Genomic DNA, 26,604 nt, shown 5'->3' with positions numbered 1-26,604 from the left:
GGAGAAATGTAATATTTAGAGATTACAGGTATAGTATGAATTTCATAGACAATAACCATTTTGATATTCTTAACTTTATCTTGAACACAAGACGACTGATTGATAATCTCGCTCAATCAAAGTAACAATCGCTAAAAAACTATGATTATCACTCATTAGGATCTATTTCCGCTCAATAAAAACCTATTCGCTCATAAATTTCTGTTTCCGCTCAATTCCTACCAAAATCCGCCCAATAAAGTGCTCTTTCGCTCATTTCTCCATTAAAAGTCTTAGTTTTCTTACCCAAGAAACTCAAAAGCTTATTATTTTTGATAGTTTGCTTAAAAAATTTGATTTCCCCCTCAATCAAATTTTTTATGTTAATAGACTCTTATTCCTCCTGTTAATAAAAAAGATCCCCACCGAAAACAATCGGAGAGGAGCTTTAATATAGCCATATATATTAATAGGTTTCAGATGTAGTTTTAGCTTGCATATGCAATGTTAAGTAGTCAGGACCGCCTGCTTTTGAATCCGTACCGGACATATTGAAGCCGCCAAATGGTTGGTAGCCGACTATCGCACCTGTACAGCCTCTATTAAAGTATAGGTTTCCAACATGGAAATCTTCACGGGCTTTTTCTTGGTGTGCACGATTTCTAGTAATTACAGCGCCTGTCAATCCGTAATCTGTATTATTAGCTATTTCAATTGCTTCATCAAAGTTACGGGCTTTGCTGAATGCTACAACAGGACCGAAGATTTCTTCTTTCATAATTCGAGCATCAGGTGCCAAATCGGCTATAATGGTCGGTTGAACAAAGAATCCTTTGGAATCATCCGATTCTCCGCCTGTCATGAGGCGACCCTCATTTTTGCCAATCTCAATGTACTCGGTTATTTTCTTGAATGCAGAAGCATCCACGACTGGTCCCATAAATGTAGCAGAATCGGTCGGATCTCCTACAGTCAATTCTTTTGTCAATTCAATCGCTCTGTCCAGTACTCTATCATACACATCTTCTACAATAACAGCTCTTGAACAAGCAGAGCATTTTTGTCCGGCAAATCCAAACGCTGACGCAACGATTGACTTGGCAGCCAATTCAAGATCAGCATCTGAATCTACGACAATTGTATCTTTACCGCCCATTTCAGCGATAACACGCTTCAGCCAAATTTGGCCTTCTTGTACCTTAGAAGCTCTCTCGTAAATCCTGGTTCCAACTTCACGGGAACCTGTGAAGCTGACAAAACGAGTTTGCGGATGATCAACAAGATAGTCTCCCACTTCACTTCCATTTCCAGGTACAAAGTTAATAACGCCTGCAGGAAGACCGGCCTCTTCCATAACCTCTACGAACTTAGCAGCCACGACCGGTGTTGTGGAAGCTGGTTTTAGCAATACTGTATTACCCGTAACAACAGCTGCTACGCATGTACCGGCCATAATCGCAAATGGGAAGTTCCATGGGGAAATAATAATTCCCACTCCCAGTGGTATGTAGTCATATCTATTATATTCATTAGGACGGCTTTGTACCGGCTGCCCATTCTTTAATTTCAACATTTGTCTAGCATAGTACTCAAGGAAATCAATTGCTTCAGCTGTATCCGCATCCGCTTCAACCCATGGTTTTCCCGCTTCTCTTACCATAATGGCAGAAAATTCATGCTTTCTGCGGCGAATAATGGCAGCTGCTTTAAATAAAACATCTGCACGCACTTCAGGTTTCGTTTTACTCCAAGTCTTGTAAGCTTTTAGTGCCTCCTGCATTGCCTTTTCTGCTAAATCTTTATTTGCCTTGGAAACGCGGCCTACTACTACTTTTTTATCTGATGGGCTAATGGAAACAATTTTATCATCTGTAGATACTCTTTCTCCACCGATAATCAAATCATAGTCCTTGCCAAGATAGCTATCTACTAATCCCAAAGCATCCTCAAACGCTTTTTTGTTTTCGCTTACAGAAAAATCAGTAAGTGGTTCGTGCTTATATGCTTGTACCATTTGATTCCCTCCCTATATTTCTGTAGTAACCCCTTTTTATTCTACTCTATTGGAAGCTTGTAAGTCATCTAATATAGTTTATATTCAAAATCTTCACAAGAAACTAACTACATATCTATATCCACAAAAAAGCTACCACAATGGGTAGCTCTGTTTATTCATTATATATATACACATCTGGTTCTTTGGAATTTGCCTTTTTCACAATGAGTGATTCCTGTCCATTGGAAGATGCAATTTTTGTCTCCACCGATAAATATTCAGGGAAACTCGATTTCACCAATCCAGCCACATATTGTGTAAATCCAATAACCTCTGTTTTTCCGTAAAACTGCATATCTATGGAGATGGTCAGCTTTTGCAATTCTTTATTCACATAAAAGGCTTTTCCAATTACTCCATTAAAATTAGGGAAGTATTCTTCAACATCCTGCTTAAAATTAGCAAAGGTCGTTGCATCATCACGGAAATCCTTTGTTGCTTTATTGGATGGGAACAAATAATACTCTTCTTGTACGTTTGTCCATTTGGAAATCTTATTACTTTTCTCTCCTACTTTTGTATAAGAAATAAAATTCCCAGGCACAACCGCATCCTTGCTTCCTTGTTCAAATAAAGCAACCATAATCGGAACGGTTTCTCCGCCTTCCATTGTTCTAATTCGTTTCACAACTTCAGCTGCAATTTTTTGACCTTCTTCAAGCAGTTTATCTTCTTCAATTTTTATTTCGTACGTTTCCCCATACTTTTCCTTTTGATAATAAAATACTGAATTCAAGGCAAGCCCTATCGAAATGCCGCCCAACTCAACTTTATTATCATCTGTTTTGATCAGATAATCATGCTCTAAAATATGGGCAAGATATTCTGGATTTTTCTCATATCTTTCCTCAATATCACCCTTCCCATCATCTAAAGGGTTTAAGCCGACGTTGTCCTCAGCAGTCAGTTTGTTCTCTTTCAACTGCCCTTTTGTATATTTACGATTCAGCCAGCTTTTAATCGTTTTCGTGTCCAATAACTGACCTTCTCTAAAAATATATTCCTCCGTTGAGAATGGGTCATGAGACAATCTCATCAGCCCTGTTTCAAACTCTTCCAAATCAAGTCGCGTATTAATGTTTGAAACCACAAGACCTCTGGAACTGCTTATCTGATAAGGCAGCATCGTTTGATAATAATTGTCGGAGATTTGATATTCGGGAATAATGGAAGACTCTTTCTTGGAATCTTTCTCGGTATTATCCTCTACTACCTCATCCTTATCAAATTGTGGTGCGCAGCCTACAAGCATAAGTGCCAGTACCATGGTTATTGCTATCAAACGCTTCATCCCTACACCTCTATCCCTGCTTGCCCAGTTCTTCCAGTAAATTGCTTTCATCCCATATTTCAATTCCTAAATCCTGGGCTTTTTTTAATTTTGATCCGGCATCTTCTCCGGCTATTACTAAATCTGTCTTTTTACTTACGCTACCCGTTACAGTTCCACCTAAAGCTTCAATCAACTCTTTTGCTTCAGTTCGTCCGTACTTTTCCATCTTTCCTGTAAGTACAATGGTTTTTCCAGAAAAATAACTATCTGTAGCTTCAGCGATATTTTTCTTTTTACCTTTATAGAGCATATTAACCCCAGCATTTTTTAATTCATCGATCAATTGCTGGCATTCTTCCTGATTAAAATAAGTCACAACCGCATCAGCCATTTTGTCCCCAATTTCATTAATAGCTGTCAATTCAGCTACATTTGCCGACATTAGACGATCCATGTCTTCAAATTCTTCCGCGAGGATTCTTGCAGCCTTAGCACCAACATGGCGGATTCCCAGTCCAAATAAAAGGCGCTCCAATGAGTTGCTCTTAGATGCTTCAATAGCGTTCAAAAGATTGTTCGCTGATTTATCCCCCATACGCTCCAAATTAATCAGCTGGTCATATGTCAATTTATAAATATCCGCTACATCCTTAATTAACGATTCATCGAATAATTGAATGATGACTTTTTCACCCAGACCATCAATATTCATGGCATTTCGTGAAACAAAGTGAATCATCCCCTCTTTAATCTGAGCTGGACACTTTGGATTGATGCAGCGCAAAGCTACCTCTCCTTCCAAACGAACAAGCTCACTATCGCAGTCAGGGCAATGCGTTGGCATATGGAATTCCTTTTCTTCCCCTGTCCGCTTATCAAACAGAACATTGACAACCTCCGGAATAATATCACCGGCTTTTTTGACGACAACATGGTCTCCAAGCCGAATATCTTTTTCACGGATTAGGTCCTCATTATGAAGGGAAGCCCGTTTAACTGTTGTACCTGCTACTCTTACCGGGTCCAATAAGGCGGTTGGCGTAATAACGCCTGTACGACCGACAGTCAATTCAATATCGCGAAGAATAGTGATGACTTCCTCTGCAGGGAATTTATATGCAATCGCCCATCTTGGACTTTTTGCAGTATATCCTAATTCCTCTTGTTGAGAAAGTGAATCGACTTTGATGACGATTCCATCAATATCATAATCAAGCTCAGGCCTTTTGGCTGACCATTCCTCAATATACTCTAATACATCTTCAATCGTAGCACATCTTCTGCGATGCGGATTGGTTTTCAATCCTAATTTTTGAAGAAAGTCAAGTCCTTCACCATGGGATTCAACACCTGTTTCTCCTGTTTCACCAATCCCATAAAGGAAAATATCCAAATTCCGCGAAGCAGCTATGCGTGGATCAAGCTGACGCAAGGATCCTGCTGCTGCATTTCGTGGATTGGCAAATGGCTCTTCCCCATTTTCTTCCTTCTTTGCATTTAAGGAAACAAACGATTTCTTTGGCATATATGCCTCACCGCGTACCTCAAATGTAACTGGTTCATTCAATCGGAGTGGGATGGAACGAATGGTTTTAAGATTAGCAGTAATATCCTCACCAATTGTTCCATTTCCTCTTGTAGCCCCTTTAACAAATAGCCCTTCTTCATAACGCAGGGAAACTGCCAGTCCATCTATTTTCAATTCACATATATAAGAATATCGGTCTGTACCAAGCCCTGAATTTACTCGGCGGTCAAAATCGCGCAAATCACTTTCGTTAAAGGCGTTACCAAGACTTAGCATCGGTGTAATATGTTCTACTTTTGCAAACGTATCAAGCACTTGTCCACCAACTCTTTGAGTAGGTGAATCTGGGGTTTGCAGCTCCGGATATTGACTCTCCAATTCCACCAACTCTTTATACGTCTGATCATATACAGAATCAGGAACTGATGGCTGGTCGAGAACATAGTATTCATATCCATATTGGTTTAATAGTGATTGAAGCTCAGCCACTCGTTTTTGCGCTTCTTTTATATCCATATTTTCAGCCCTCTCTACTCAATGTTTCTCTTGCGGACTATTGTTTTGTGATTGGTGCAAATTTGGCAAGGAGTCGTTTGATACCCATAGATGGGAATGCAATATCCAGCTCCAGACCGTCTCCGCTTCCTTTTACGCTGACAACTGTACCTACGCCCCATTTACCATGGGCCGCTTTATCGCCAACCTGCCAGTCGAGTTTTTCTCCGCCGGACTCATTCATCATCGATCTTCCGACAGTTTTAGGTCTTGCTGCACCATTGATTCCTGAATTGTTAAGACCGGCACCATTTATACCCGTTCTAGTTCTTGTACCTGAACCTGAATGCATAAAGGAAGGTCTTGACTGCCTTTGCTCTTCAGGCGGATTTAACAGTTCAATTAAATCCTGTGGAATTTCTTTAATAAAGCGAGATACAGGGTTCAGATTAGTACGTCCATATAATGTACGCATCTGTGCATTCGTAATAAATAATTCACGTTCAGCCCGTGTGATCCCAACATAAGCAAGCCGTCGTTCTTCTTCCATTTCCGCTTCTTCCATTAAGGCACGGCTATGCGGGAAGACACCTTCTTCAAGTCCAATCAGGAATACAGCAGGGAATTCCAGCCCTTTTGCCGAGTGAAGTGTCATTAATACAACGCCATCTGTCACGGCTTCATCCTCATCCATACGGTCAATGTCCGCAACAAGAGCAAGGTCTGTTAAGAAGGCAACCAGGCTCTTATCATCACTGCCCTTTTCAAAGTTTTTCGTAACAGATAAGAACTCATCAATATTCTCTAGGCGTGTTTCTGCTTCAATCGTCTTCTCAATTTCCAACGACTTTCGATACCCTGATTTTTCAATGACTTCTTCTATTAATTCTGTAACAGACAGGAATTCCTGCATTTGCGTATAGTTTTTAATTAGGTCCCTGAATTCAGCAGCCCCATTATAAGCTTTACCGCTAAGTCCAATAAATTCAAGCTCCATCATAGCCTGATACATAGAAATATCATGATCGGCAGCATAATTAGCAATTTTATCAACTGAGCTTGCTCCAACTCCACGCTTTGGAACATTGATGACCCTGCGCAAGCTAATATCATCGTCCGGATTGGCAATGAGTCGCAGATAAGCAAGAATATCTTTAATCTCTTTACGATCATAGAACTTAATACCGCCAACAATCGTATATGGAATATTGGATTTAAGCAGAACTTCCTCCATTACCCTTGACTGAGCATTCGTACGGTACAAAATGGCAATATCAGATAGCTTCTTCCCTTGCTGTTCTGTCAGCTCTTTAATCTTTCCAGCAACGAACTGTGCTTCACCTTGTTCACTGTCCGCACGGTAATATGCCAACTTATTCCCTTCCAGGTTTTCTGTCCACAAATTCTTTTCCTTACGATTCAGGTTGTTGTTAATTACTCCATTGGCAGCCGCTAAAATCCGTTTTGAGGAGCGATAATTCTGCTCAAGCAAAATAACATTGGCATCAGGATAATCCTTTTCAAAGGAGAGAATGTTGGCAATATCAGCACCACGCCAGCGATAGATGGACTGATCGGAATCACCAACTACACATAGGTTTTTAAAACGCTGTGCCAATTTCTTTACAAGCATATATTGTGCACGGTTCGTATCCTGATACTCATCCACGTGAATATATTGAAACTTTCTTTGATAGAATTCCAGTACTTCCGGAACCTTATCAAAAAGTTCAAATGTCTTCATAATCAAATCATCAAAGTCCAATGCCTGATTTTTACGGAGTCGCTTCTGATACTCTGTATAAAGATGAGCTACTGTTTGCTCATAGTAATTGCCTGCACTGTTCGCAAATTCCTCATAGTTGATCAATTCATTTTTGGCAGAGGAAATGGACCCAAGAATCGTCTTAGGATCGAATTTCTTCGTATCAATATTCTTCTCTTTCATTATTTGCTTAATAACCGTTTGCTGATCACCTGGGTCAAGAATTGAGAAATTGCGATTCATACCAATTCGGTCAATATCACGGCGCAGGATTCGCACGCACATTGAGTGGAAAGTAGAAATCCAAATATCCTCTGCAGCGCCGCCTAGGATTCCCTGAATTCTTTCCTTCATTTCTCTTGCTGCCTTATTGGTAAACGTAATGGCAAGAATATTCCACGGTGCTACTTCTTTTTCTACAATTAGAAAGGCAATGCGGTGGGTAAGTACCTTTGTCTTCCCACTGCCCGCTCCGGCCATAATTAGCAAAGGTCCATCCGTAGCTTGTACAGCCTCTTTTTGTTTATTATTTAATCCCGTTAACAGTCGATCTGTTAAGAATTGCATTATGACACCACCCTAACGAACATTTGTTCTTATTATACTTCATCCAATGGCTTTAACGACAATTTTATTTATTCTTTTTGGCAGAATCTACTGTCAAGAGAGCCGTTTTTAAATCCTCATAGACGAGGTTTCCGACTACAATTACATCTGACAAGCTGGACATTTCCTCAGCTTTTTCGATGCTTGTAATCCCTCCGCCGTAGAATAGCGTTGTATTCATCAATGTATTTTTAACGGTCTTGACAAGTGCTGGATCCCCATACTTTCCGCTGTATTCCAAATAAAAAATAGGCAAATTTAATACTTTTTCTGCCACAAGAGCATAGGCTGCCGCATCTTCTTCCGTCAAATCGGTATTGGCATCCGTTAAATCTGCTGCCTTACAATCAGCATTCATGATGCAATATCCTTCCACATGCATTTCGTCCCAATTAATCATGTGGCCAAATTCTTTAATTGCTTCTTTATGCAAACCAAGAATCCAATCCGGATTCCTGCTATTTAAAACAGATGGTATAAAATACAAATCAAATCCCGGGGTTATGGATTCTATATTTGATACTTCAAGCACACAAGGCAATGTATAACGCCTAACGCGGGCCATTAAGTCCAGAACATTTTCTAGTGTAACACCATCTGTTCCTCCGACAATAATAGCATCCGTACCCGATTCACAAACCTTTTCGAGTGCTTCATCTGAAATTTCCTTATTAGGATCGAGTTTAAACACATGTTTCCACTCGCGAAAATCGTACATGCAAAACAGCCCCCATTCTAATTTCCATTTAACCATTATAGCATTCCTTTTAGAGTTCCCAAAGAGTTAGAAAATTCATATGCACAACTGTTATCTAACTGGTTATAAATATGTGTTCTACTCTGGTGCGCGCCTACTTAATTGAAAATTAGAGGATACGTTCATAGACAAAGGTGTACATATAAAAAAGCAAGCAACCGATGTGCATATTCCACGCGGTCTGCTTGCTTTTATTTATTTCAGGCATTATCTTCCTTTAATCTTCCAAGTGCCATTGAGTACGCATCATTCCCGTAATTCAAACAACGTTTAACCCTTGAAATAGTTGCAGTGCTTGCTCCGGTTTCAGTTTCAATCATATGATACGTTTTACCTTCTTCAAGCATTCGGGCAACCTCGAGGCGTTGGGCAAGAGATTGTATTTCATTCACCGTACATAAATCATCAAAGAAACGATAACATTCATCGAGATCTTTCAAGGATAATATCGCGTTGAATAATTGATCCAACTCTTTCCCTTTTAGTTTGTTAATTTGCATATATCCAGGTTCCTCCTAATCATTTGAGAGTTTGACACTATTATTTAAGCCCGGTTGATCCGGAATAATATTAATCCATGTTTTTCCCTGCACCAATTTTACTTCCGTTTCACCGGATACAGGTACAATTCGACCATCTTTACTTACCCATTGAATCTCCAGGCGTTTACCTTTTTGCAGTAAGTATGCATCTCCGCCCGCAGTTAAATCAATACTCCTGCGGCCTTTATCATCAATCACCTTATGAATAGCTTCCACAATAAGGATATTATCCAGTAGAACGGGATCTTTCGTATCTTGATCTTCCGTGCGTACTCCCGCTGTATGGCGTGTATACTTTTCACTCGCCGAATCATACTTATAGGTCACATCATAATCTAGAGATCCATAAGATAGAGCAGCAACTTTATAGTCATCACCGGAAATTAATCCTGTTTCATCGTCGGAAAAAAAGCTATACGGCGGGGTATTCTCTTCCATTGAATAACCTTCTTTTTGTGCACCCTCTAAGATATTTTCATAGGTGATATAGGAATTATGCGGCGCTTTTCGATCAGAAGATCGTTTGAAGAGTGTCCCGTCATGGTTAAGTCCGTTCAAGTGGTCTATATAATCAGATTGAATCAGCTTTTTCGCATCAGGACTCCAGCCATGAAAAATATACAGGCTTTCATATCCTTTGGCAAGCTCTATATAATAATCTCTCGCACTTCTAATTGGCCCAATGTTTTCGGGAAATTCGCTTTGGTAGATAGCCAAAAACCTAGTTATATTACTTTCAGCTAAAACCTCATATACGACATCTGCTTTAGATAGGCCAGACTGTGGTCTTGCTTTGGGATGATTATTGACCATAACCGATACAGCCCTGTGGTTGACCTCTTCGTCCGTTCCCACACCCGTTAACGGATACGTATTCACCGGCTTAGCAGCTACCTCTTCTTTATCAGTTTGAGGTTTATCAATAATGGTTTCTTCCTTATTCCCTGAACACCCTGCCAGAAGGACAAAAACTAAAGCCACCATGAACCCAGCTTTCCTCAACATGCCCTACACCCCTTAAAGTGAAATTAACCCACCATGATCTACCTTTTATTTTTCTCTATTCTTTATTATTTTAACGCATTATAGTCGGAAAGAGTACAGATTTATTCATAACGTCATATAATCCTGCCTGTGTTACCCTTATATAAGGTAAATGAGTAGAGGAAAAGAACAGTAAAGAATAAATCGGATCCTCGAATGGGTATCCCTTTTCAGTCAATATTTCTCGCAATCTAGTTTCTTCTTCTATTAAAATCGGGAGTTCTTGATTAGACATCATTCCTTGCAGCTCCAGAGGCATTTCGAACAATATTTCACCTTTCTCTGCAATCACAATTCCCCCACCGATTTCTTTCATTCGGTTAAAAGCCAGTCTCATATCTTTCTTACTTTTTCCAATCAACAATATATCCCCAGAGTTAGAAAAGGATGAAGCAAATCCATACAAACGGTTGGCAAACCCCTTTAATATCGTATTGATTCTGAATTTACCATCTCTTGTTAGGTACGTAAAAAAGCTCTCATCATGGTCTTCATCCAAAACTTCTCTTGAAATATCAATATGAATCGAATATGGCTTAGTGATGACGCTATTTTCCATATTGATGCCAAATGGCATTGAGTATTGGAAGTCGTAATCTGTAAGCTCCCAATCAAGCTCCAGAGGGCTAAGGCCAAAGTCTTTCCAGGCGATCGATGTTCGATTCGTTTCAACCTGTCTTCCATCCCTTTTCACCCACTGCCCTTTTGATAAAACAGAGTGAGGAGTAGGCTGATCCTTGGCAGACAGGAAGTTAATATTGGCTACTCGTCCTGTCGCAATATTTCCGTGTAAATAATCGATATTATAATAGCGGGCTATATTTAAGGAAGCCATATTATACGCATCAATAATAGGCACACCTTTTTCAATTGCTATCGAGATTAATTGATCCGTAAATCCATCTTTATAAAATCCAGGTGTTGAACCATCTGTATTAAAAAATAATCGATCATAGGAGTTCAATTCGTATTCTTTTAAATCATCCAAAATACGGGGTAAATCCGGACGAATGGATGAATGCCTCAAGGACACATCATATCCCTGCATCAGTCTGCGAATGACTTCTTCTCCTGTCATAGCCTCATGATCACAATCCGCACCAAGCAGCATTAATTTAGATAATGTTTTTTCAGAAGCGCCCGGGAAATGTCCTTCAATTTTCTTTCTCATTCTTTTTGCTTCCTGTATCCAGTGAAGCATCATGTCATCTCCATCAAGAAGACGCGGCCATCCTGTTAGCTCTCCAGCCTGCAGGACTCCATCGTGCTCAAGCCAGCTCTTTACATTAGAATGCGAGAATACCATCTCTTCATTTCTCAGCTCAGTTTGAGAATCCAATCTGGCCCACCAATACATGCTGATTGGAAGATGACGTAATTCCTTCAGCAGTGCAAACGCTTGTCTATTGTCCAAAAGAGTAAACAAAAGCATGTTATCATTGATTAAGGTGGTTGTTCCATATTGAGCAGCATGCATGCCAAGAGTAGCCGGATTATATAATTGATATGGATGGGCATGCGGTTCAATATAACCTGGTACCAGGTATTGATCCGTACAGTCTACAATCTCATACCCGTCCTGTATAACAGGCATGTTATCCCCGACATATACAATTCGATCTTCATAGATCCATATATTCGCCTTCATCCACTTTTTAAACACCTGATTCAAATACACGGCATTCGTTAAAACAAGAGTTGGCGCTACTTTACCATCTATCACATGAACATGCTCGCGCAGTTGTTTATTTTTCCATCTATATCGTTGTCCAAGCATAAAAATACCCCCTTCGCAAAACATCATTTCTTATATTTAAAAAAACGGAAGCATCGCCCTTCCATTTTTAAAATTAAAATGTAAGCCTTTTCAATATACTAACATATTTTTATTATTTAGAGCATTAAAGAATGAAATTAATTTGTAATTCTTTACATTTCAGCATTATTAAATAACTATAAGTATTTTTGGATATATGACTTTTACGTATAATCACATTAAAAAGTTCCCTTTAATAAAGGAAAAAGATTAGACAACCCCCAAATAGACTCTTCCCTTGCCCCTTTAAACTAAACCTGTAAAGCCGCATTATTTATTTTATCGCTCTCAAGATGCAGGGATACAAAAATGTATATGGATAGGAAGTATCCTATACTTCTTCAAAAAACATCATTTCTCTTTAAAAAATGATATCTTTTTAGTAATTTTTGTCGCAAAGAACAAGTTAATGATTTTTCTAGTCTAATATTTAAGAATATTATTGTTTTTTAAAGGTATATGAGCGAATTTATTAAACTATTGAGCGATTTTAAAAATAAATGAGCGAAAACAAAGATTATTGAGCGATTTTAGAGGATTTATGAGCGAATTTCAGAGAATAGAGCGAATTATACTGTGATTGAGCGATATTAATAGATTTTACGCGAATTCCCTTCTGATTTGTTGAAGTTTGTTTGAAGCGATTTAAAATTTATCTTATTACTAAACATAAAGTGATTGGATCACTTTTTGCCAACGTTAACCATGCTCCTCTGCATACCTTTTTGGCATATGAAAAAGGCCGACCTCTTCAGGTCGACCAGTAGCCAATTTAATGTTCCTTGCATTACTAACTAGCTAATAAACAGCCTCTAACCGTTATATTTTTCAATAGCACGCTCTCCAATATCATGGCGATAATAGAGACCATTACATTGAATTCCCTCTAGCTCCCGATAAGCCTTTTTCTGGGCAATCTCCAGTGTTTTACCGAGTGCAGTTAGTAAGAGGACTCTTCCTCCATTTGTCAAAAACTCACCCAGTTCATTTTTATTTGTCCCTGCGTGATAAATATGTGTATCGATATCAACATACTTTAAGCCTTTTATAATACTGCCATTTTCATACTCACCTGGGTAGCCATTAGCTGCCATGACGACTCCAAGGGCGCTTTCTTCAGACCATTCCAAATCCATATCGACAGAATTCAGAACGTTTTCAACCACATCCATAAAATCTGACTTTAACCTTGGTAGGATGACCTGTGTTTCCGGGTCACCAAATCGGGCATTAAACTCAATCACCTTTGGACCCTCAGCAGTAGCGATTAATCCGGCATAAAGGACCCCGGTGAATGATTTACCCTCTTTCACCATTGCCTTTGCTGTCGGTATCAGAATTTTCGCTAACGCCTGGCTAACCATGTCTTGACTGATGTGCGGAACAGGAGAGTAAGCTCCCATTCCACCTGTGTTCGGACCTTTATCACCATCAAAAGCACGTTTATGATCCTGAGCAATTTCCATCGGATAGACCTTTTCTCCATTTACAAAAGCCATAAAGGAGAACTCCTCCCCAATCAAAAATTCCTCAATCACAACTTTTTTAGAAGACTCTCCAAACCTTTGATTGAGCAGCATTTCTTTCAAGGCACTGAGCGCATCCCCTTCCGTCATTGCGACGACTACACCCTTGCCTGCTGCAAGACCATCCGCCTTAATAACAATTGGTGCACCCTTTTTCTTTACATATTGGACTGCCTTTTCATAATCCGTAAATGTTTCATATTCTGCTGTAGGAATATCATATTTTTTCAGCAAATCCTTCGTAAAAGACTTACTTCCTTCTATTATGGCGGCAGCTTTGGTGGGTCCGAATACGATTAGGTCATGGTCCAGAAATTCATCTACAATTCCGTTCACTAAAGGAGTTTCCGGACCTATAAATGTTAGTTCTATTTCATTTTCTTTCGCAAAATCAACTAATCTGGTATGATCTATCTCCTGGATATCCACAATCTCAGCAACATCTGCCATTCCGGGATTGCCTGGTGCTACAAATACTTTTGTAACGCGCTTGCTCTCAGCAAATTTTCTGGCCAATGCATGTTCGCGACCTCCACGCCCTATAACAAGTACTTTCATCATCTCGTGTCTCTCCCTCTTAATGTTTGAAATGCCGTACTCCGGTAGTAACCATCGCAATACCATACTCATCTGCTTTTTTTATAGAGTCCTCATCTCGCTTTGATCCGCCTGGCTGAATGATAGCGGTAATCCCGGCTCTGGCCGCGGCTTCCACTGTGTCATCCATTGGAAAGAATGCATCTGATGCGATAATGGCGCCTCTCGCTTTTTCACCAGCCTGTTCTAAGGCAATCTTCGCAGCGCCGATACGATTCATTTGACCAGCACCTACTCCCAGTGTCATTTGCTCATCTGTTACGATGATTGCATTTGATTTAACATGCTTTACGAGTTTCCATCCAAATTGAAGAGCTTTCCATTCAGCTTCAGTAGGTTCTCTTTTTGTAACAACCTGAAGCTCTGCATCCTGTATAGTTGCCTCATCTGACTCTTGGACAAGTAAACCGCCTGTAATGGAAGATAGTTTTTTCTCCCTTTTCTCTCTTCCCTCAAATTGAATAGTAAGTAAGCGAATATTTTTCTTAGATGTTAAGACCTCTAATGCCTCGTCAGTAAATGATGGGGCAATCACAATTTCCAAGAAAATTTCATGAAGCAGTTTCGCCGTTTCAGCATCTACTTCCCGATTTAACGCAACAATACCGCCAAAGATAGATGTAGGATCCGCTTCATATGCCTTTTGGAATGCTTCATAAATAGTGTCTCCAGTTCCTGCGCCGCAAGGATTCATATGCTTCACAGCAACAGCAGCCGGCTGTTCAAATTCCTTCACGATTTGCAGGGCAGCATCTGCATCATTGATATTGTTATAGGATAATTCCTTACCATGCAGCTGCCTGGCTGCTGCAATTGAAAAAGTAGAGCCAAGTGGTTTTGCATAAAACGCAGCTTTTTGATGAGGGTTTTCACCGTAGCGAAGTGGTTGCTTTAACGTGTATGTAACAGTATAGTTTTCAGGCTGATCCTCTTCTGCCAAATTTGTCATGTATTCAGCAATCAGGGCATCATAAGCCGCTGTATGGCGAAAAACCTTTGCCGCCAGCTTTCTTCTATCCAATAAGGAAAGTTCTCCATTACGGAAACCATTAAGTACTTTTCCATAGTCAGCAGGATCCACCACAACTGCTACAGACTCATGGTTTTTAGCAGAGGCCCTCAGCATTGCAGGACCGCCAATATCAATATTCTCGATTGCCTCTTCAACTGTCACGCCTGGTTTAGCAATCGTTTCTTGGAATGGATAAAGGTTCACACAAACCAGCTGAATAGGAGCAATCCCTTGTTCTTCAAGCTGAGCCATATGGGATTCATCGTTTTGTTTTCCAAGGAGACCCCCATGAATATAGGGATGTAAAGTTTTTACGCGCCCATCCATTATTTCCGGAAAACCTGTCACGTCACTGACGCTGATAACTGGAATACCATGATCCGACAATGTTTTTTTGGTTCCACCTGTGGAAATAATCTCAAAGCCCAGCTCCGTAACTCCTTTGGCGAATTCTACAATCCCCTCTTTGTTTGATACACTGATCAATGCCCGCTTTTTCATACTTTCTCCTCCTGTTCGTTGCTTAACTGCTCTATAATGCGTGGATATAGGTTATGCTCTACCTGCTGAATTTTCCTGTGGATCTCCTCCACGCTCTCCCCTTTATGTATCGAGACGGCTCTCTGTGCAATAATCGGTCCCGTATCCATGCCTTCATCTACATAATGAACCGTAACCCCCGTCACTTCGACGCCTGCTTCTATCGCCTGCAAAACGGCATTTTTTCCTGGAAAGGCTGGCAATAAAGAAGGATGAATATTAATAATGTGATTAGGATAGGCCCTTAACAGCACTGAGCCAATTAATCGCATATAGCCTGCCAAAATAATCATCTCGACTTCTTTCGCCTGCAACTCCTGTAAAATTTGCTGTTCATAATCCTCTTTCAAAGGAAAATCCTTTGGAGAAAAGGATAATACCGGAATATTTAACTTTTCCGCCCTATCTATACAGTAAGCACCTGGATGATCACAAATCAGCAATTCTATCGAGGCATACAATTTTCCTTTTTCCACCGCTTCTGCTATCGCTTGAAAGTTACTGCCATTACCTGATGCAAATATAGCAATTTTTTTCATAGCTTCTCCCTTAGTCTTATATGATTTCAACTTAATAAGCTACTAAATTGTCTTTGCCTTTTTGTAAATCAACGGAAATGCACGCCTTCTTTTTGAATCACCCGACCGATTCTTTTTGCGTCTTCCCCCAATTGATTCAGGGTACCAATTAGCTCACTCGCTTTTTCAGCCTGTACAGCTAGAACCATGCCAATCCCCATATTAAAAATCGAATACATGTCATCCTCTTCAAGTGATCCTTTATCCTTTATAAGGTTGAAAATCGGATTAATTTCCCATGTTCCTTTTTTAATTTCCGCCCCAAATCCATCCGGAAGCATGCGCGGTATATTTTCGATAAATCCTCCTCCGGTAATGTGGGCGATTCCATGAACTGAGCCGGACTTCAAAACTTCAAGGATGGGTTTTACATAAATCTTAGTTGGACGCAGTAATTCTTCTCCAAGCATACAATCCAACTCTTTGATAAATTGATCCAATTTCATTGACGATTCATCAAGTAATACCTTTCTCACTAGCGAAAACCCATTGCTATGAATCCCACTTGAAGGCAGCCCAATTAATACATCGCCATCTCGTACAAGGCTTCCATCAATCAGCTTCCTTTTTTCTGCCGCACCAACCGTAAAACCAGCCAGATCATATTCATCTACAGAATACATTCCAGGCATTTCAGCCGTTTCACCGCCAATTAAGGCACAGCCTGCCTGCTCACATCCATCCGCTATTCCTTTTACGATTGCCTCAATTTTTATCGGTTCTGCTTTTCCGCAAGCAATATAGTCAAGAAAATATAATGGTTCTGCACCTTGGGCAATAATATCATTTACACACATGGCAACGCAGTCAACACCAATTGTATCGTGCTTATCCATCATCATAGCGAGCAACAATTTAGTCCCGACTCCATCTGTTCCCGAAACGAGTACAGGCTCCTTAAGGGACAATGCCGACAAATCAAACATACCTCCGAACCCGCCCAAAGCACCGAGTACCTCTGGTCTTTGTGTACGGCTTACATGCTTTTTCATACGTGAGACGGATTCATAGCCTGCTTCAATATCCACTCCTGCACGTTTATATGCGTTCGCCAAAGTGACCATCCTTTCATACTTCCTGTCAATAATCTATTGCCGTTACTTTATTTTTTCATATGCCTGATCATCGGTGGCATAAATTTCAGTTGGATAGTTCCCCGTAAAGCATGCCATGCATTGACCTCGATACTCGCCACCAAAAGGCCTGCCAATTGCCTCAACCGTCCCCTCCACACTTAAAAAGGTCAGAGAATCTGCTCCGATCATCTCCCTGATTTCCTCAACCGAGTTAAACCCGGCAATCAGCTCTTCTTTGGACGATGTATCAATTCCATAAAAACAGGGATTTTTGATTGGAGGAGAGCTAATGCACACATGTACCTCTTTTGCGCCGGCTTCTTTAAGCATCGTCACAATCCTCCTGCTGGTCGTTCCCCTTACAATCGAATCATCCACCATGATGACCCTTTTGCCCTCGACCACACCGCGCACTGGGGCCAGCTTCATTTTCACCCCTTGCTCACGTAGAGATTGGGATGGCTGTATAAAGGTCCGTCCCACATATCGATTTTTAATTAACCCCATCTCATATGGAATCCCGCTTACTTCGGCATAACCGATAGCTGCCGATATACTTGAATCCGGTACACCTGTGACAACATCCGCTTCAATTTGCGCTTCAATAGCCAGTTGTTTCCCCAGGTTCTTCCTGGCCGTATGAACGTTAATACCATCTATATTGCTATCGGGTCTTGAAAAATAAATATACTCCATACTGCACATGGCTCTGCCCTGTGATTCAGCAAAATACTCTGATTGGATGCCGTCATCATTAATCGTCACCAGCTCTCCGGGCCGAACATCCCGAATATAATCAGCACCTATTAAATCGAAGGCACATGTCTCAGATGCAGCTACATATCCTTCACCGATTCGTCCGATGGAGACAGGACGCAATCCATGTGGGTCCACAGCAATCATCATTTCTGTTTCTGTCATGACCAGAAATGCATAGGCCCCTTGGACGAACGATAAAGCCTGCTTTATTCGCTTCTTAAAACAAGCTGAACCAGAGCGCCTAATTAAGTGGGCCAGGACCTCTGTATCCGAGGTTGTATGAAAAATGCTCCCATCTATTTCAAGCTGATTTTTTAATTGGGTTGCGTTTACCAAATTTCCATTATGAGCGAGAGCAAAACTACCGACAGTCTGAGAATTAAACAAAAATGGCTGAACATTTGCCACTCCGCCTCCTCCTGCTGTCGCATAGCGAACATGGCCGATTGCGCTCCGTCCCTTCATATCCTCAATGATCTTTTGATTGAAAACTTCATTCACAAGTCCTTCTGCTTTATGCGATTTCAATACTTGGCCATCTGTAACGACCATTCCCGCTCCTTCCTGTCCACGATGCTGCAGACTGTGTAAACCATAATAGGTTAGTTGAGATGCTTCAGTATGTCCCCAGATTCCAAACAATCCACATTCTTCATTTAGTCCACGGATTTCAGCAAGCATGGTATGGCTCCCTTCCAGGCTATCAGTAGTTGTTTTGCTTCAATATCAATAACTGTCTCTTCCTGGCCGGCATGAATAACGTATTTTTCTGTATCTGTTACAATACCTATTTGAACCGCTTCCGGAATAATTTCTTTGAAAGGTCCGACTTGTTCAGGCGATACAGTCACAAGGAAACGGGATTGTGATTCTGCAAACAACCGGGTGGCCAAATCCCCCTCTAAATTCACTTCAAAACCAAGGTTTTCTGCGCCAAACAATCCTTCTGCAAGTGCTATGGATAATCCTCCTTCTGCCAGGTCATGAGCTGACTTTATTACACCTGCCTGAATCGCTTTCAACAGCTTTTCCTGCCGGTCTTTTTCAACCTGAAGATTCAGATGGGGCGCTTTACCAAAAATCCGTCCATCATTCATGAATTTTTGCAGCTCACTACCGCCGAATTCAGCATATGTTTCTCCTATTAAGTAGATTAAATCTCCCTTTTCTTTGAAGGATTGAGTGGTGATATGCTTGAGATTATGAACAAGTCCAACCATGCCAACGACCGGTGTCGGGTAGATCGCTTCTCCATTTGTTTCGTTATACAAGGAAACATTCCCACCAATCACCGGTGTCCCTAGTACACGACATGCTCCACTTAATCCATCTGCCGCTTTTTCGAGCTGCCAGAAAATTTCAGGCTTCTCCGGATTCCCGAAGTTCAAACAGTCTGTAATCGCCAACGGTTCACCGCCTGAACAAATAATATTACGTGCTGCTTCAGCCACCGCAATTTGACCGCCTGTTTCCGGGTCTAAATAGAGATAGCGGGAATTGCAGTCTGTTGTCATCGCCAACGCTTTTTCCGTGCCGCGAATACGAACGACGGCTGCATCAGAACCTGGCCCTACAACCGTATTCGTGCGTACCATATAATCATACTGGTCATAAACCCATTCCTTACTCGCTATAGTCGGTTGTGCCAATAACGATAGCAGAGTTTCTGTATAGTTGTTGATGACAGGTACTTCATCTTCCATCGCTTGAAACTCTTGAAAATAATTAGGCTCTTTGGACGGTTTATAGTAAACTGGCGCCTCCTCAGCTAGTGCATCTGCTGGTACATTTGCCACCACTTCGCCTCTATATGTTAAGCGAATCATTTTATCTTCCGTTACAGTGCCCACATCGACCGCTTCAAGGCCATACTTTCCAAACAGCTCTTCGATTTCTTGCTCCCGTCCTTTTTTGGTTACAATCAGCATTCTCTCCTGTGATTCAGATAACATCATTTCATAAGGTGTCATTCCTGTTTCTCGCTGAGGAATCCTATCTAAATTCATTTCAATTCCGGATCCCGCTTTGGAGGCCATTTCTGCAGAGGAACTGATTAATCCAGCTGCGCCCATATCCTGTATTCCTACAAGTGCATCCGATTTTACAAGCTCCAGGCATGCTTCAAGTAAAAGCTTTTCCATGAATGGGTCCCCTACTTGTACGGCTGGCCGTTTGGAATCAGAATCATCTGTTAATTCCTCCGAGGCGAAGGTTGCTCCATGAATGCCATCACGACCTGTTTTTGCCCCGACATACATAACTGTATTTCCAACTCCATGCGCCTGACCCTTCTTAATATCCTCATGATTGATTAAGCCGACACACATCGCATTTACAAGAGGATTCCCCTCATAGGAAGGATCAAACTGAATCTCACCACCAACAGTTGGTATTCCGATACAGTTTCCATATCCGGCAATCCCAGCTACAATTTCCTCAAACAAATACTTCATCCGTGGAGTTGTTAATTCTCCAAAACGCAAGGAGTTCAGCATGGCAATCGGTCTAGCCCCCATGGAAAAGACATCGCGGATGATTCCACCCACGCCTGTGGCTGCACCTTGATATGGTTCGATTGCGGAGGGATGGTTATGGCTTTCAATTTTAAAAACAACCGCTTGCCCGTCACCAATATCCACAATACCCGCACCTTCTCCGGGCCCTTGCAGTACACGTTTACCTGTTGTTGGGAACTTCCTTAATACAGGCTTTGAGTTTTTATAGCTGCAATGCTCAGACCACATAACTGAAAACAAACCAGTTTCTGTATAGTTTGGCAAGTGCCCAAGAATTTTTTCTATCTTGGCAAACTCATCATCCGTCAATCCCATTGTGGCATAAATTCGTTCTTCTTTAATCATGGTTGGACTTGGCTCAAGCATTAACGACATTTGTTTCCCTCCAGTATTGAACAATCGATTTGAATAACTTGATTCCATCGGCACTGCCAAGTAAGGAGGAAACAGCCCTTTCCGGATGGGGCATCATCCCAAGAACATTGCCTTGCTTATTCATAATTCCCGCGATATCCTGATGACTGCCATTTGGATTTCTATCATACGTAAACAGAATTCGATTTTGTGTCTTTAACTGTTCCAGCGTCTCCTCATCACAATAGTAATTTCCCTCGCCATGAGCAATCGGGATAGTGATTTGTTCATTTTTGGTATAGGAGCTCGTAAAAGGAGTTTCGTTGTTCACAACATTCAACTTTTGCGGTCTGCAAATAAACTTCAAATCAGCATTACGCCGCATAGCTCCCGGCAGCAATCCCGCCTCCAGTAATACCTGGAATCCATTACACACACCGAGGATCGGAATACCATCCAATGCCGCTCTTTTCACAGCCTCCATAATGGGTGAAAATTGGGCAATTGCACCGCACCGTAAATAGTCACCATACGAAAACCCTCCAGGCAGCAGGATAGCATCAAAGCCTTCGAGACTCGTTTCCGTATGCCAAACATATTCCGCATCTTCTCCAACCTCATCACGAACGGCATGATACATATCAATATCACAATTGGATCCCGGAAAGACGATTACGGCGAATTTCACTGTCCGATTACCTCCTCTATGCTGTATCGATAATCTTCAATGACCGTATTGACTAACAATTTTTCGCACATATTGCGGACCGCCTCATCAACATCAGCAGTAGATTCAGAGAGTTCCAACTCCATATACTTGCCAATTCGCACATCCCGAACCTCCGGGAAATTCATGGCATTCAATGACTTTTGTACAGCAGTTCCCTGCGGATCCAATACACTTTCACGAAGAGTGACATAAACCTTTACTTTATACATGTTGAACGTCCTCCAGCTTAGCAAGAATTTTTTTATAGGCATCTGTTAAACTGCCGAGATTCCGGCGGAATATATCCTTATCCAACTTTTCATTTGTATGCGAATCCCAAAGACGGCAAGTATCCGGTGAAATTTCATCCGCAAGCAGGACATGGTCCTTCTCATCTTTGCCAAACTCAAGCTTAAAATCTATTAATCTGATGTCCATAGAAGCAAATAAGCTTCGCAACATTTCATTGATTTGCATAGACTGTTTTTTTAATATTTCGACTTCTCCAGCTGTAGCAAGGTCCAGGACGTTAATATGATCTTCTGTTAATAGCGGATCACCAAGCTTATCGTCTTTATAATAAAATTCCACGATCGGCCTTTTAAGAGGTGTTCCTTCCTCTACACCCAATCTTTTAGAAAAACTGCCGGCAGCAACATTGCGGACTACTACTTCTAAAGGAATAATGGTGACTCGTTTAACGAGCTGTTCTGTTTCTGATATTTTTTTAATAAAATGCGATTCAATACCCTTAAGGTGAAGCCATTCGAATAGCAGGCTCGTGATTTGGTTATTCAGATGTCCCTTCCCCTCAATCATTGCTTTCTTTTCCCCATTAAATGCAGTTGCTGAGTCCTTGTATCGGATTAGGACGATTTCCGGATTATCAGTTGCATAAATTTGCTTTGCCTTGCCTTCGTAAAGAAGTTCATTCTTCGCCAATTGGATATCCTCCTATATGGTAATAATCCTGATAAGCCAAACACGGATGGAATTAATGTAAAAGGGGCACCCCTCAACCTTTATTAAGTAGTGCCCCTCGTTAAAATTACAGCCCCATACGTTCAAAAATGAAATCTACATTTTTCAAATGATAATGGTAATCGAAGCAATCATCCAATTCTTCAGTAGACAGGTAGGCCGTAATTGTTTCATCCGCTTCTAGCAATTCACGGAATTGAATCTGTGTTTCCCATGCCTCCATCGCCTTAGGCTGAACGGTATCATACGCTTTTTCACGAGACAATCCTTTATCAATTAAAGCAAGCAATACACGCTGTGAATAAATCAGACCATAAGTGCGGTCCATATTACGCTTCATATTATCAGGGAACACCGTTAAGTTTTTCACGATATTACCGAAGCGGTTTAACATATAGTTCAATAAAATGGTCGCATCCGGGAGGATAATTCTTTCAGCAGAAGAATGTGAAATGTCCCGTTCATGCCAAAGTGAAACATTTTCATAGGCCGTCATCATGTGGCCGCGAATCACACGGGCCAACCCAGTCATATTCTCCGAACCGATTGGATTGCGTTTATGCGGCATAGCGGAAGAACCCTTCTGCCCCTTCGCAAAAAATTCCTCTACTTCACGTGTCTCACTCTTTTGCAAACCACGAATTTCAGTTGCAAATTTTTCAATAGAAGTCGCAATCAATGCTAATGTAGACATGTATTGTGCATGTCGGTCGCGCTGTAGGGTTTGGGTAGAGATTGGAGAAGGTTTGATCCCAAGATTTTCACACACAAACTTTTCTACAAATGGATCAATGTTCGCATATGTTCCAACAGCACCGGAGATTTTACCATACTCTACTGTATCTGCAGCTTCTTTTAGTCTTTTTAGATTCCGCTTCATTTCTTCATACCATAATGCCATTTTCAAACCAAATGTCGTTGGTTCAGCATGGACGCCATGAGTACGTCCCATCATAACCGTATATTTATGCTCCTTCGCTTTTTCTGCCAAAATTGTAATAAACCGCTCCACATCAGCGATTAAAATATCATTGGCCTGCTTGAGCAAATAAGATAAAGCCGTATCGACTACATCTGTAGAAGTCAGACCATAATGAACCCATTTCCGTTCTTCTCCCAGCGATTCTGAAACGGCACGCGTAAAGGCAACCACATCATGTCTGGTTTCTTCTTCAATTTCTTTGATACGATTCACATCAAAGGAAGCACGCTCTCTCATTACTTTTACATCCTCTTTAGGGATTGCACCAAGCTCTGCCCAGGCTTCACAAGCCAAAATTTCTACTTCGAGCCATGCTTGAAAACGATTCTCCTCTGTCCAAATCTTTCCCATTTCCGGTCTTGTATAACGTTCAATCATTATTTCATATCCACCTTTTCTTTTTTGTCTCCTGTTTGTTCAGTCCATATATTTGATTGATTAAGCATCTCTAATATTTCCATCGGATGCTCTCCTAAGACTGTAATATGCCCCATTTTTCTATCTTTCTTCGCTTCACGCTTCCCATAAATATGTACTTTCCAATCAGGCTCATTCCCTAAAGCCTTTATAACCGGTTCTAAATGCTGACCCAAAACATTGACCATTACCGCACTGGAATGTAATTCAGTATGACCAAGCGGCCAATTACACACCGCTCTTATATGTTGCTCAAATTGAGAGGTTTCACAAGCCTCAATCGAAAAATGTCCGGAATTATGAGGTCTCGGCGCTAATTCATTCACCAAAATATCATCCTGGTCGAGCAGGAACATTTCAACGGCTAATGTACCAACCACCTGTAATGATTCTGCCAATTGTACAGCCGATCCGATTGCATGGATTTGGGTGTTTTCATTGATTCTCGCCGGGACAATCGATTGATGCAAAATATTATTGACGTGAATATTCTCTGCAACAGGAAACACCCGTATGGAACCATCCAATTTTCGAGTTACTATCACTGAAATTTCCTTTTGAAACGGTATAAAACTCTCCAAAACACAAACTCCATGGCTCAGCAATTCAGAGCCTTTGGCTAAATCTCCTTTATCCCGTATAACAAGCTGTCCTTTTCCATCATAACCACCTCGCGCTGTTTTCAAGACAGAAGGATAGCCAAGTTTAGAAATAGCTTGACGAAGATCCTCAAAACTTGCAATGACCTCGAACGGGCCAACTTTGACACCTGATTTCTCAATCGCCTGTTTTTCAAGAACCCGATCCTGCGTAATTCTTAATATATCCGTACCCTGCGGAATATATGGATTACCCGTTAGTTGATCTAACGCATCAGCATCAATATTTTCAAATTCAAATGTGAGTACATCACTTATCTTTGCCAAGCGCTGCAGAGCCTCTACATCATTAAATGGGGCCGTGATTTCCATATCCGCAATTTGGCCGCAAGGACTGTTGGGCGTTGGATCAAGCACAGCTATCTTAAAACCTAAATTTCTGGCTGCCAATGCCAGCATTCGCCCCAACTGACCGCCACCTATTATCCCAATCGTCTGGCCAGGTAAAATAACTGGTGCCTGCTTACTCAAGTTCATCACAACTTTCAATTGATTGTCTTTGAATTTTTAATCTATATTGTTCAAGTTCTTCAGCCAATTCTTGCTCGAAGGTCCCTAATATCTGTACTGCTAAAAGACCTGCATTTTTTGCACCGGCTTTGCCAATCGCCATCGTTGCTACAGGAACACCACCCGGCATTTGAACAATAGACAGCAAAGAATCCAAACCGTTTAGAGCGTGGGATTGCACAGGCACACCAATTACAGGCAAAGTGGTTTTGGCTGCTACCATCCCAGGTAAATGGGCTGCTCCGCCTGCACCGGCTATAATCACTTTTATTCCACGACTTCGCGCGCTTTGGGCATATTCAAACATTAAATCAGGCGTTCTATGAGCTGAAATTACTTTTTTCTCATAAGCCACCTTAAAATCATCCAGAATAGTACATACATGCTTCATCGTTTCCCAGTCTGATATGCTTCCCATGATTACTCCAACCTTAAGGTCATTCATCATTTTCGCCTCCAAATAAAAAAGCTGCATGAACACACTTTCAAAAAAGAGAAAGCAGTCCACACAGCTTATATGCTATGCCAAACCGAGCACTTAGGACAAGTACTATGCCCTCACATATAAGGTGAGGTCCGCTTTCTCTCATAGTCCAAAAATTTATTCGGTCTTTGGGTAGAAACTTGCAGGCCATATCCCCGCTATTATATGAGAGAATTATTTATTTTAATGCTTATTGTTCGTACCTATCTTACCAATAGGGCTAATTGTATGTCAACTAAAAACCGAACACTTCTGTTATTTAATGCAATATCGTTCGGTTTTCAATCAATTGATTTGCCTTCAAAAATAATCTGGCGTGCAACCGGAATATATTCTATCTGATCGCCATTCTTCACTTCCTTAAAAATTGGTTTCTCCATACGTCTTACGGGAAAGTATCCTTCCTTTTTCATACGCTCCAAGCATTCATCAATGCTTTCATTCTCCTGCAATTCAAACTTTTGTTTCTTTGGCTTAGCCAATCGACCCTCGTCCTTTCTGTTACTTACTCTACTAGTAGTGTATCCCATTTAGTACTCTTTTCGGAAGTTTTGTTACAGAATTTTATGTGACTGGTGTAAGCGTAGACTGGCAAAAGTTTTCTTCTTTATGGATAGGAATTTCAGTTTAACACTGTGCCGTCTCACACCTATTCTCCAGCAAAAACACATCAAAGTATGTACGGTAAGACGTATATAAGTGATGTCAGAATCTGAGCTGAAATGTGCTTAATATGAATTGTCATGGGTAGATATAACAATTTTAAAAAGCTTGGCTTTCCCTCAGATTTTACTCATCTTTGTCCCATTTTTTCAACTTATGTCTTCTTTCCAGCCTACTAATCATGCTGATAACTCAACCTCAATCCCAAAAACCGCACAAAAAAACCAGCTCATCAACTGAACTGGTTTCTTAAATTGCCCGGCAACGTCCTACTCTCACAGGGACTCGCGTCCCAACTACCATCGGCGCTGAAGAGCTTAACTTCCGTGTTCGGAATGGGAACGGGTGTGGCCTCTTCGCCATCATTACCGGACTATTTG

General features: G+C 41.1%; 21 protein-coding genes, 1 rRNA gene and 1 riboswitch. All 22 genes read right to left on the bottom strand.

The window, feature by feature from the left end:
- Positions 1-445: 445 nt before the first annotated feature.
- The 22 genes from pruA to rrf all read right to left on the bottom strand — a co-directional run bounded on the left by pruA (position 446) and on the right by rrf (position 26,597).
- Positions 446-1,993: an L-glutamate gamma-semialdehyde dehydrogenase gene (pruA, locus tag FHY47_RS18550; RefSeq protein ID WP_066108479.1), complete on the bottom strand. Its 1,548-nt coding sequence runs from the start codon at positions 1,991-1,993 to the stop codon at positions 446-448.
- A gap of 154 nt (positions 1,994-2,147) precedes the next feature.
- Entirely contained in the window at positions 2,148-3,326 is a 1,179-nt protein-coding gene (locus FHY47_RS18545; RefSeq protein ID WP_066108482.1) for a CamS family sex pheromone protein, read from the bottom strand.
- Between the two features lie 10 nt (positions 3,327-3,336).
- Positions 3,337-5,352 carry an NAD-dependent DNA ligase LigA gene (gene ligA, locus FHY47_RS18540; RefSeq protein ID WP_066108485.1) on the bottom strand — a complete coding sequence of 672 codons (2,016 nt, stop codon included), beginning with the start codon at positions 5,350-5,352 and terminating at the stop codon, positions 3,337-3,339.
- A gap of 37 nt (positions 5,353-5,389) precedes the next feature.
- Entirely contained in the window at positions 5,390-7,663 is a 2,274-nt protein-coding gene (pcrA, locus tag FHY47_RS18535) for a DNA helicase PcrA (protein ID WP_148631362.1), read from the bottom strand.
- 64 nt (positions 7,664-7,727) lie between these two features.
- Positions 7,728-8,420 carry a heptaprenylglyceryl phosphate synthase gene (pcrB, locus tag FHY47_RS18530; protein ID WP_066108493.1) on the bottom strand — a complete coding sequence of 231 codons (693 nt, stop codon included), beginning with the start codon at positions 8,418-8,420 and terminating at the stop codon, positions 7,728-7,730.
- 239 nt (positions 8,421-8,659) lie between these two features.
- Entirely contained in the window at positions 8,660-8,959 is a 300-nt protein-coding gene (locus tag FHY47_RS18525; protein ID WP_066108496.1) for a YerC/YecD family TrpR-related protein, read from the bottom strand.
- A gap of 15 nt (positions 8,960-8,974) precedes the next feature.
- Positions 8,975-10,006 carry a DUF3048 domain-containing protein gene (locus FHY47_RS18520; protein WP_148631360.1) on the bottom strand — a complete coding sequence of 344 codons (1,032 nt, stop codon included), beginning with the start codon at positions 10,004-10,006 and terminating at the stop codon, positions 8,975-8,977.
- A 70-nt stretch (positions 10,007-10,076) separates the two neighbouring features.
- Positions 10,077-11,822 (bottom strand): adenine deaminase C-terminal domain-containing protein, encoded by a 1,746-nt coding sequence (locus FHY47_RS18515; RefSeq protein ID WP_066108501.1) that lies wholly within the window; start codon positions 11,820-11,822, stop codon positions 10,077-10,079.
- 851 nt (positions 11,823-12,673) lie between these two features.
- A complete protein-coding gene (gene purD, locus FHY47_RS18510; RefSeq protein ID WP_139892772.1) occupies positions 12,674-13,945 on the bottom strand; it encodes a phosphoribosylamine--glycine ligase in 1,272 nt (423 codons plus the stop codon).
- 19 nt (positions 13,946-13,964) lie between these two features.
- Positions 13,965-15,497 (bottom strand): bifunctional phosphoribosylaminoimidazolecarboxamide formyltransferase/IMP cyclohydrolase, encoded by a 1,533-nt coding sequence (purH, locus tag FHY47_RS18505; protein WP_066108505.1) that lies wholly within the window; start codon positions 15,495-15,497, stop codon positions 13,965-13,967.
- The gene (purN, locus tag FHY47_RS18500) at positions 15,494-16,075 is read right to left on the bottom strand and encodes a phosphoribosylglycinamide formyltransferase (protein ID WP_066108508.1); all 582 of its coding nucleotides are present in this window, start codon (positions 16,073-16,075) and stop codon (positions 15,494-15,496) included. The genes purH and purN overlap by 4 nt, the downstream gene beginning before the upstream one ends.
- Positions 16,076-16,143: 68 nt before the next feature.
- Entirely contained in the window at positions 16,144-17,169 is a 1,026-nt protein-coding gene (gene purM, locus FHY47_RS18495; protein ID WP_148631358.1) for a phosphoribosylformylglycinamidine cyclo-ligase, read from the bottom strand.
- Positions 17,170-17,211: 42 nt separating this feature from the next.
- Complete coding sequence (gene purF, locus FHY47_RS18490) at positions 17,212-18,630, bottom strand: amidophosphoribosyltransferase (protein ID WP_139892760.1); 1,419 nt, start codon at positions 18,628-18,630, stop codon at positions 17,212-17,214.
- Positions 18,606-20,840: a phosphoribosylformylglycinamidine synthase subunit PurL gene (gene purL, locus FHY47_RS18485; RefSeq protein ID WP_140462127.1), complete on the bottom strand. Its 2,235-nt coding sequence runs from the start codon at positions 20,838-20,840 to the stop codon at positions 18,606-18,608. Before purL ends, purF begins: the two co-directional genes overlap by 25 nt.
- Positions 20,824-21,507, bottom strand: coding sequence for a phosphoribosylformylglycinamidine synthase subunit PurQ (gene purQ / locus FHY47_RS18480; protein WP_066108516.1), 684 nt, complete (start codon positions 21,505-21,507; stop codon positions 20,824-20,826). Before purQ ends, purL begins: the two co-directional genes overlap by 17 nt.
- Entirely contained in the window at positions 21,504-21,758 is a 255-nt protein-coding gene (purS, locus tag FHY47_RS18475) for a phosphoribosylformylglycinamidine synthase subunit PurS (protein ID WP_066108519.1), read from the bottom strand. The genes purQ and purS overlap by 4 nt, the downstream gene beginning before the upstream one ends.
- Positions 21,751-22,476, bottom strand: a complete 726-nt coding sequence (gene purC / locus FHY47_RS18470) for a phosphoribosylaminoimidazolesuccinocarboxamide synthase (RefSeq protein WP_306821563.1) — start codon at positions 22,474-22,476, stop codon at positions 21,751-21,753. The genes purS and purC overlap by 8 nt, the downstream gene beginning before the upstream one ends.
- Positions 22,477-22,576: 100 nt before the next feature.
- Positions 22,577-23,869: an adenylosuccinate lyase gene (gene purB / locus FHY47_RS18465; protein ID WP_066108525.1), complete on the bottom strand. Its 1,293-nt coding sequence runs from the start codon at positions 23,867-23,869 to the stop codon at positions 22,577-22,579.
- Positions 23,869-25,044, bottom strand: a complete 1,176-nt coding sequence (gene purK, locus FHY47_RS18460; RefSeq protein ID WP_148631355.1) for a 5-(carboxyamino)imidazole ribonucleotide synthase — start codon at positions 25,042-25,044, stop codon at positions 23,869-23,871. The genes purB and purK overlap by 1 nt, the downstream gene beginning before the upstream one ends.
- Positions 25,031-25,522 carry a 5-(carboxyamino)imidazole ribonucleotide mutase gene (gene purE / locus FHY47_RS18455; RefSeq protein WP_066108529.1) on the bottom strand — a complete coding sequence of 164 codons (492 nt, stop codon included), beginning with the start codon at positions 25,520-25,522 and terminating at the stop codon, positions 25,031-25,033. Before purE ends, purK begins: the two co-directional genes overlap by 14 nt.
- A 124-nt stretch (positions 25,523-25,646) precedes the next feature.
- Positions 25,647-25,750, bottom strand: a riboswitch (purine riboswitch).
- 92 nt (positions 25,751-25,842) lie between these two features.
- Positions 25,843-26,043 (bottom strand): NETI motif-containing protein, encoded by a 201-nt coding sequence (locus FHY47_RS18450; protein ID WP_066108532.1) that lies wholly within the window; start codon positions 26,041-26,043, stop codon positions 25,843-25,845.
- A 437-nt stretch (positions 26,044-26,480) separates the two neighbouring features.
- Positions 26,481-26,597: ribosomal RNA gene (gene rrf, locus FHY47_RS18445) — 5S ribosomal RNA — on the bottom strand.
- Positions 26,598-26,604 lie beyond the last annotated feature (7 nt).

It is taken from the genome of Bacillus sp. E214 (assembly GCF_008087365.1).
Classification (GTDB): domain Bacteria; phylum Bacillota; class Bacilli; order Bacillales; family Pradoshiaceae; genus Pradoshia.
Note: the sequence above shows the minus strand (reverse complement) of the source record. Positions and strands in the feature narration are given on the sequence as shown.

Excerpts from the sequence above, each read along its gene's own strand:
- FHY47_RS18515 (WP_066108501.1), bottom strand. The coding sequence starts at position 11,822 with ATGCTTGGACAACGATATAGATGGAAAAATAAACAACTGCGCGAGCAT.
- purS (WP_066108519.1), bottom strand. The coding sequence starts at position 21,758 with ATGTATAAAGTAAAGGTTTATGTCACTCTTCGTGAAAGTGTATTGGAT.
- FHY47_RS18525 (WP_066108496.1), bottom strand. The coding sequence starts at position 8,959 with ATGCAAATTAACAAACTAAAAGGGAAAGAGTTGGATCAATTATTCAAC.
- purB (WP_066108525.1), bottom strand. The coding sequence starts at position 23,869 with ATGATTGAACGTTATACAAGACCGGAAATGGGAAAGATTTGGACAGAG.
- purH (WP_066108505.1), bottom strand. The coding sequence starts at position 15,497 with ATGAAAAAGCGGGCATTGATCAGTGTATCAAACAAAGAGGGGATTGTA.
- pcrA (WP_148631362.1), bottom strand. The coding sequence starts at position 7,663 with ATGCAATTCTTAACAGATCGACTGTTAACGGGATTAAATAATAAACAA.
- purK (WP_148631355.1), bottom strand. The coding sequence starts at position 25,044 with ATGAACTTGAGTAAGCAGGCACCAGTTATTTTACCTGGCCAGACGATT.
- purD (WP_139892772.1), bottom strand. The coding sequence starts at position 13,945 with ATGAAAGTACTTGTTATAGGGCGTGGAGGTCGCGAACATGCATTGGCC.
- FHY47_RS18545 (WP_066108482.1), bottom strand. The coding sequence starts at position 3,326 with ATGAAGCGTTTGATAGCAATAACCATGGTACTGGCACTTATGCTTGTA.
- purE (WP_066108529.1), bottom strand. The coding sequence starts at position 25,522 with ATGAATGACCTTAAGGTTGGAGTAATCATGGGAAGCATATCAGACTGG.
- purN (WP_066108508.1), bottom strand. The coding sequence starts at position 16,075 with ATGAAAAAAATTGCTATATTTGCATCAGGTAATGGCAGTAACTTTCAA.
- FHY47_RS18520 (WP_148631360.1), bottom strand. The coding sequence starts at position 10,006 with ATGTTGAGGAAAGCTGGGTTCATGGTGGCTTTAGTTTTTGTCCTTCTG.
- purF (WP_139892760.1), bottom strand. The coding sequence starts at position 18,630 with ATGCTTGCTGAAATCCGTGGACTAAATGAAGAATGTGGATTGTTTGGA.
- pcrB (WP_066108493.1), bottom strand. The coding sequence starts at position 8,420 with ATGTACGATTTTCGCGAGTGGAAACATGTGTTTAAACTCGATCCTAAT.
- pruA (WP_066108479.1), bottom strand. The coding sequence starts at position 1,993 with ATGGTACAAGCATATAAGCACGAACCACTTACTGATTTTTCTGTAAGC.
- ligA (WP_066108485.1), bottom strand. The coding sequence starts at position 5,352 with ATGGATATAAAAGAAGCGCAAAAACGAGTGGCTGAGCTTCAATCACTA.
- purL (WP_140462127.1), bottom strand. The coding sequence starts at position 20,840 with ATGTCGTTAATGCTTGAGCCAAGTCCAACCATGATTAAAGAAGAACGA.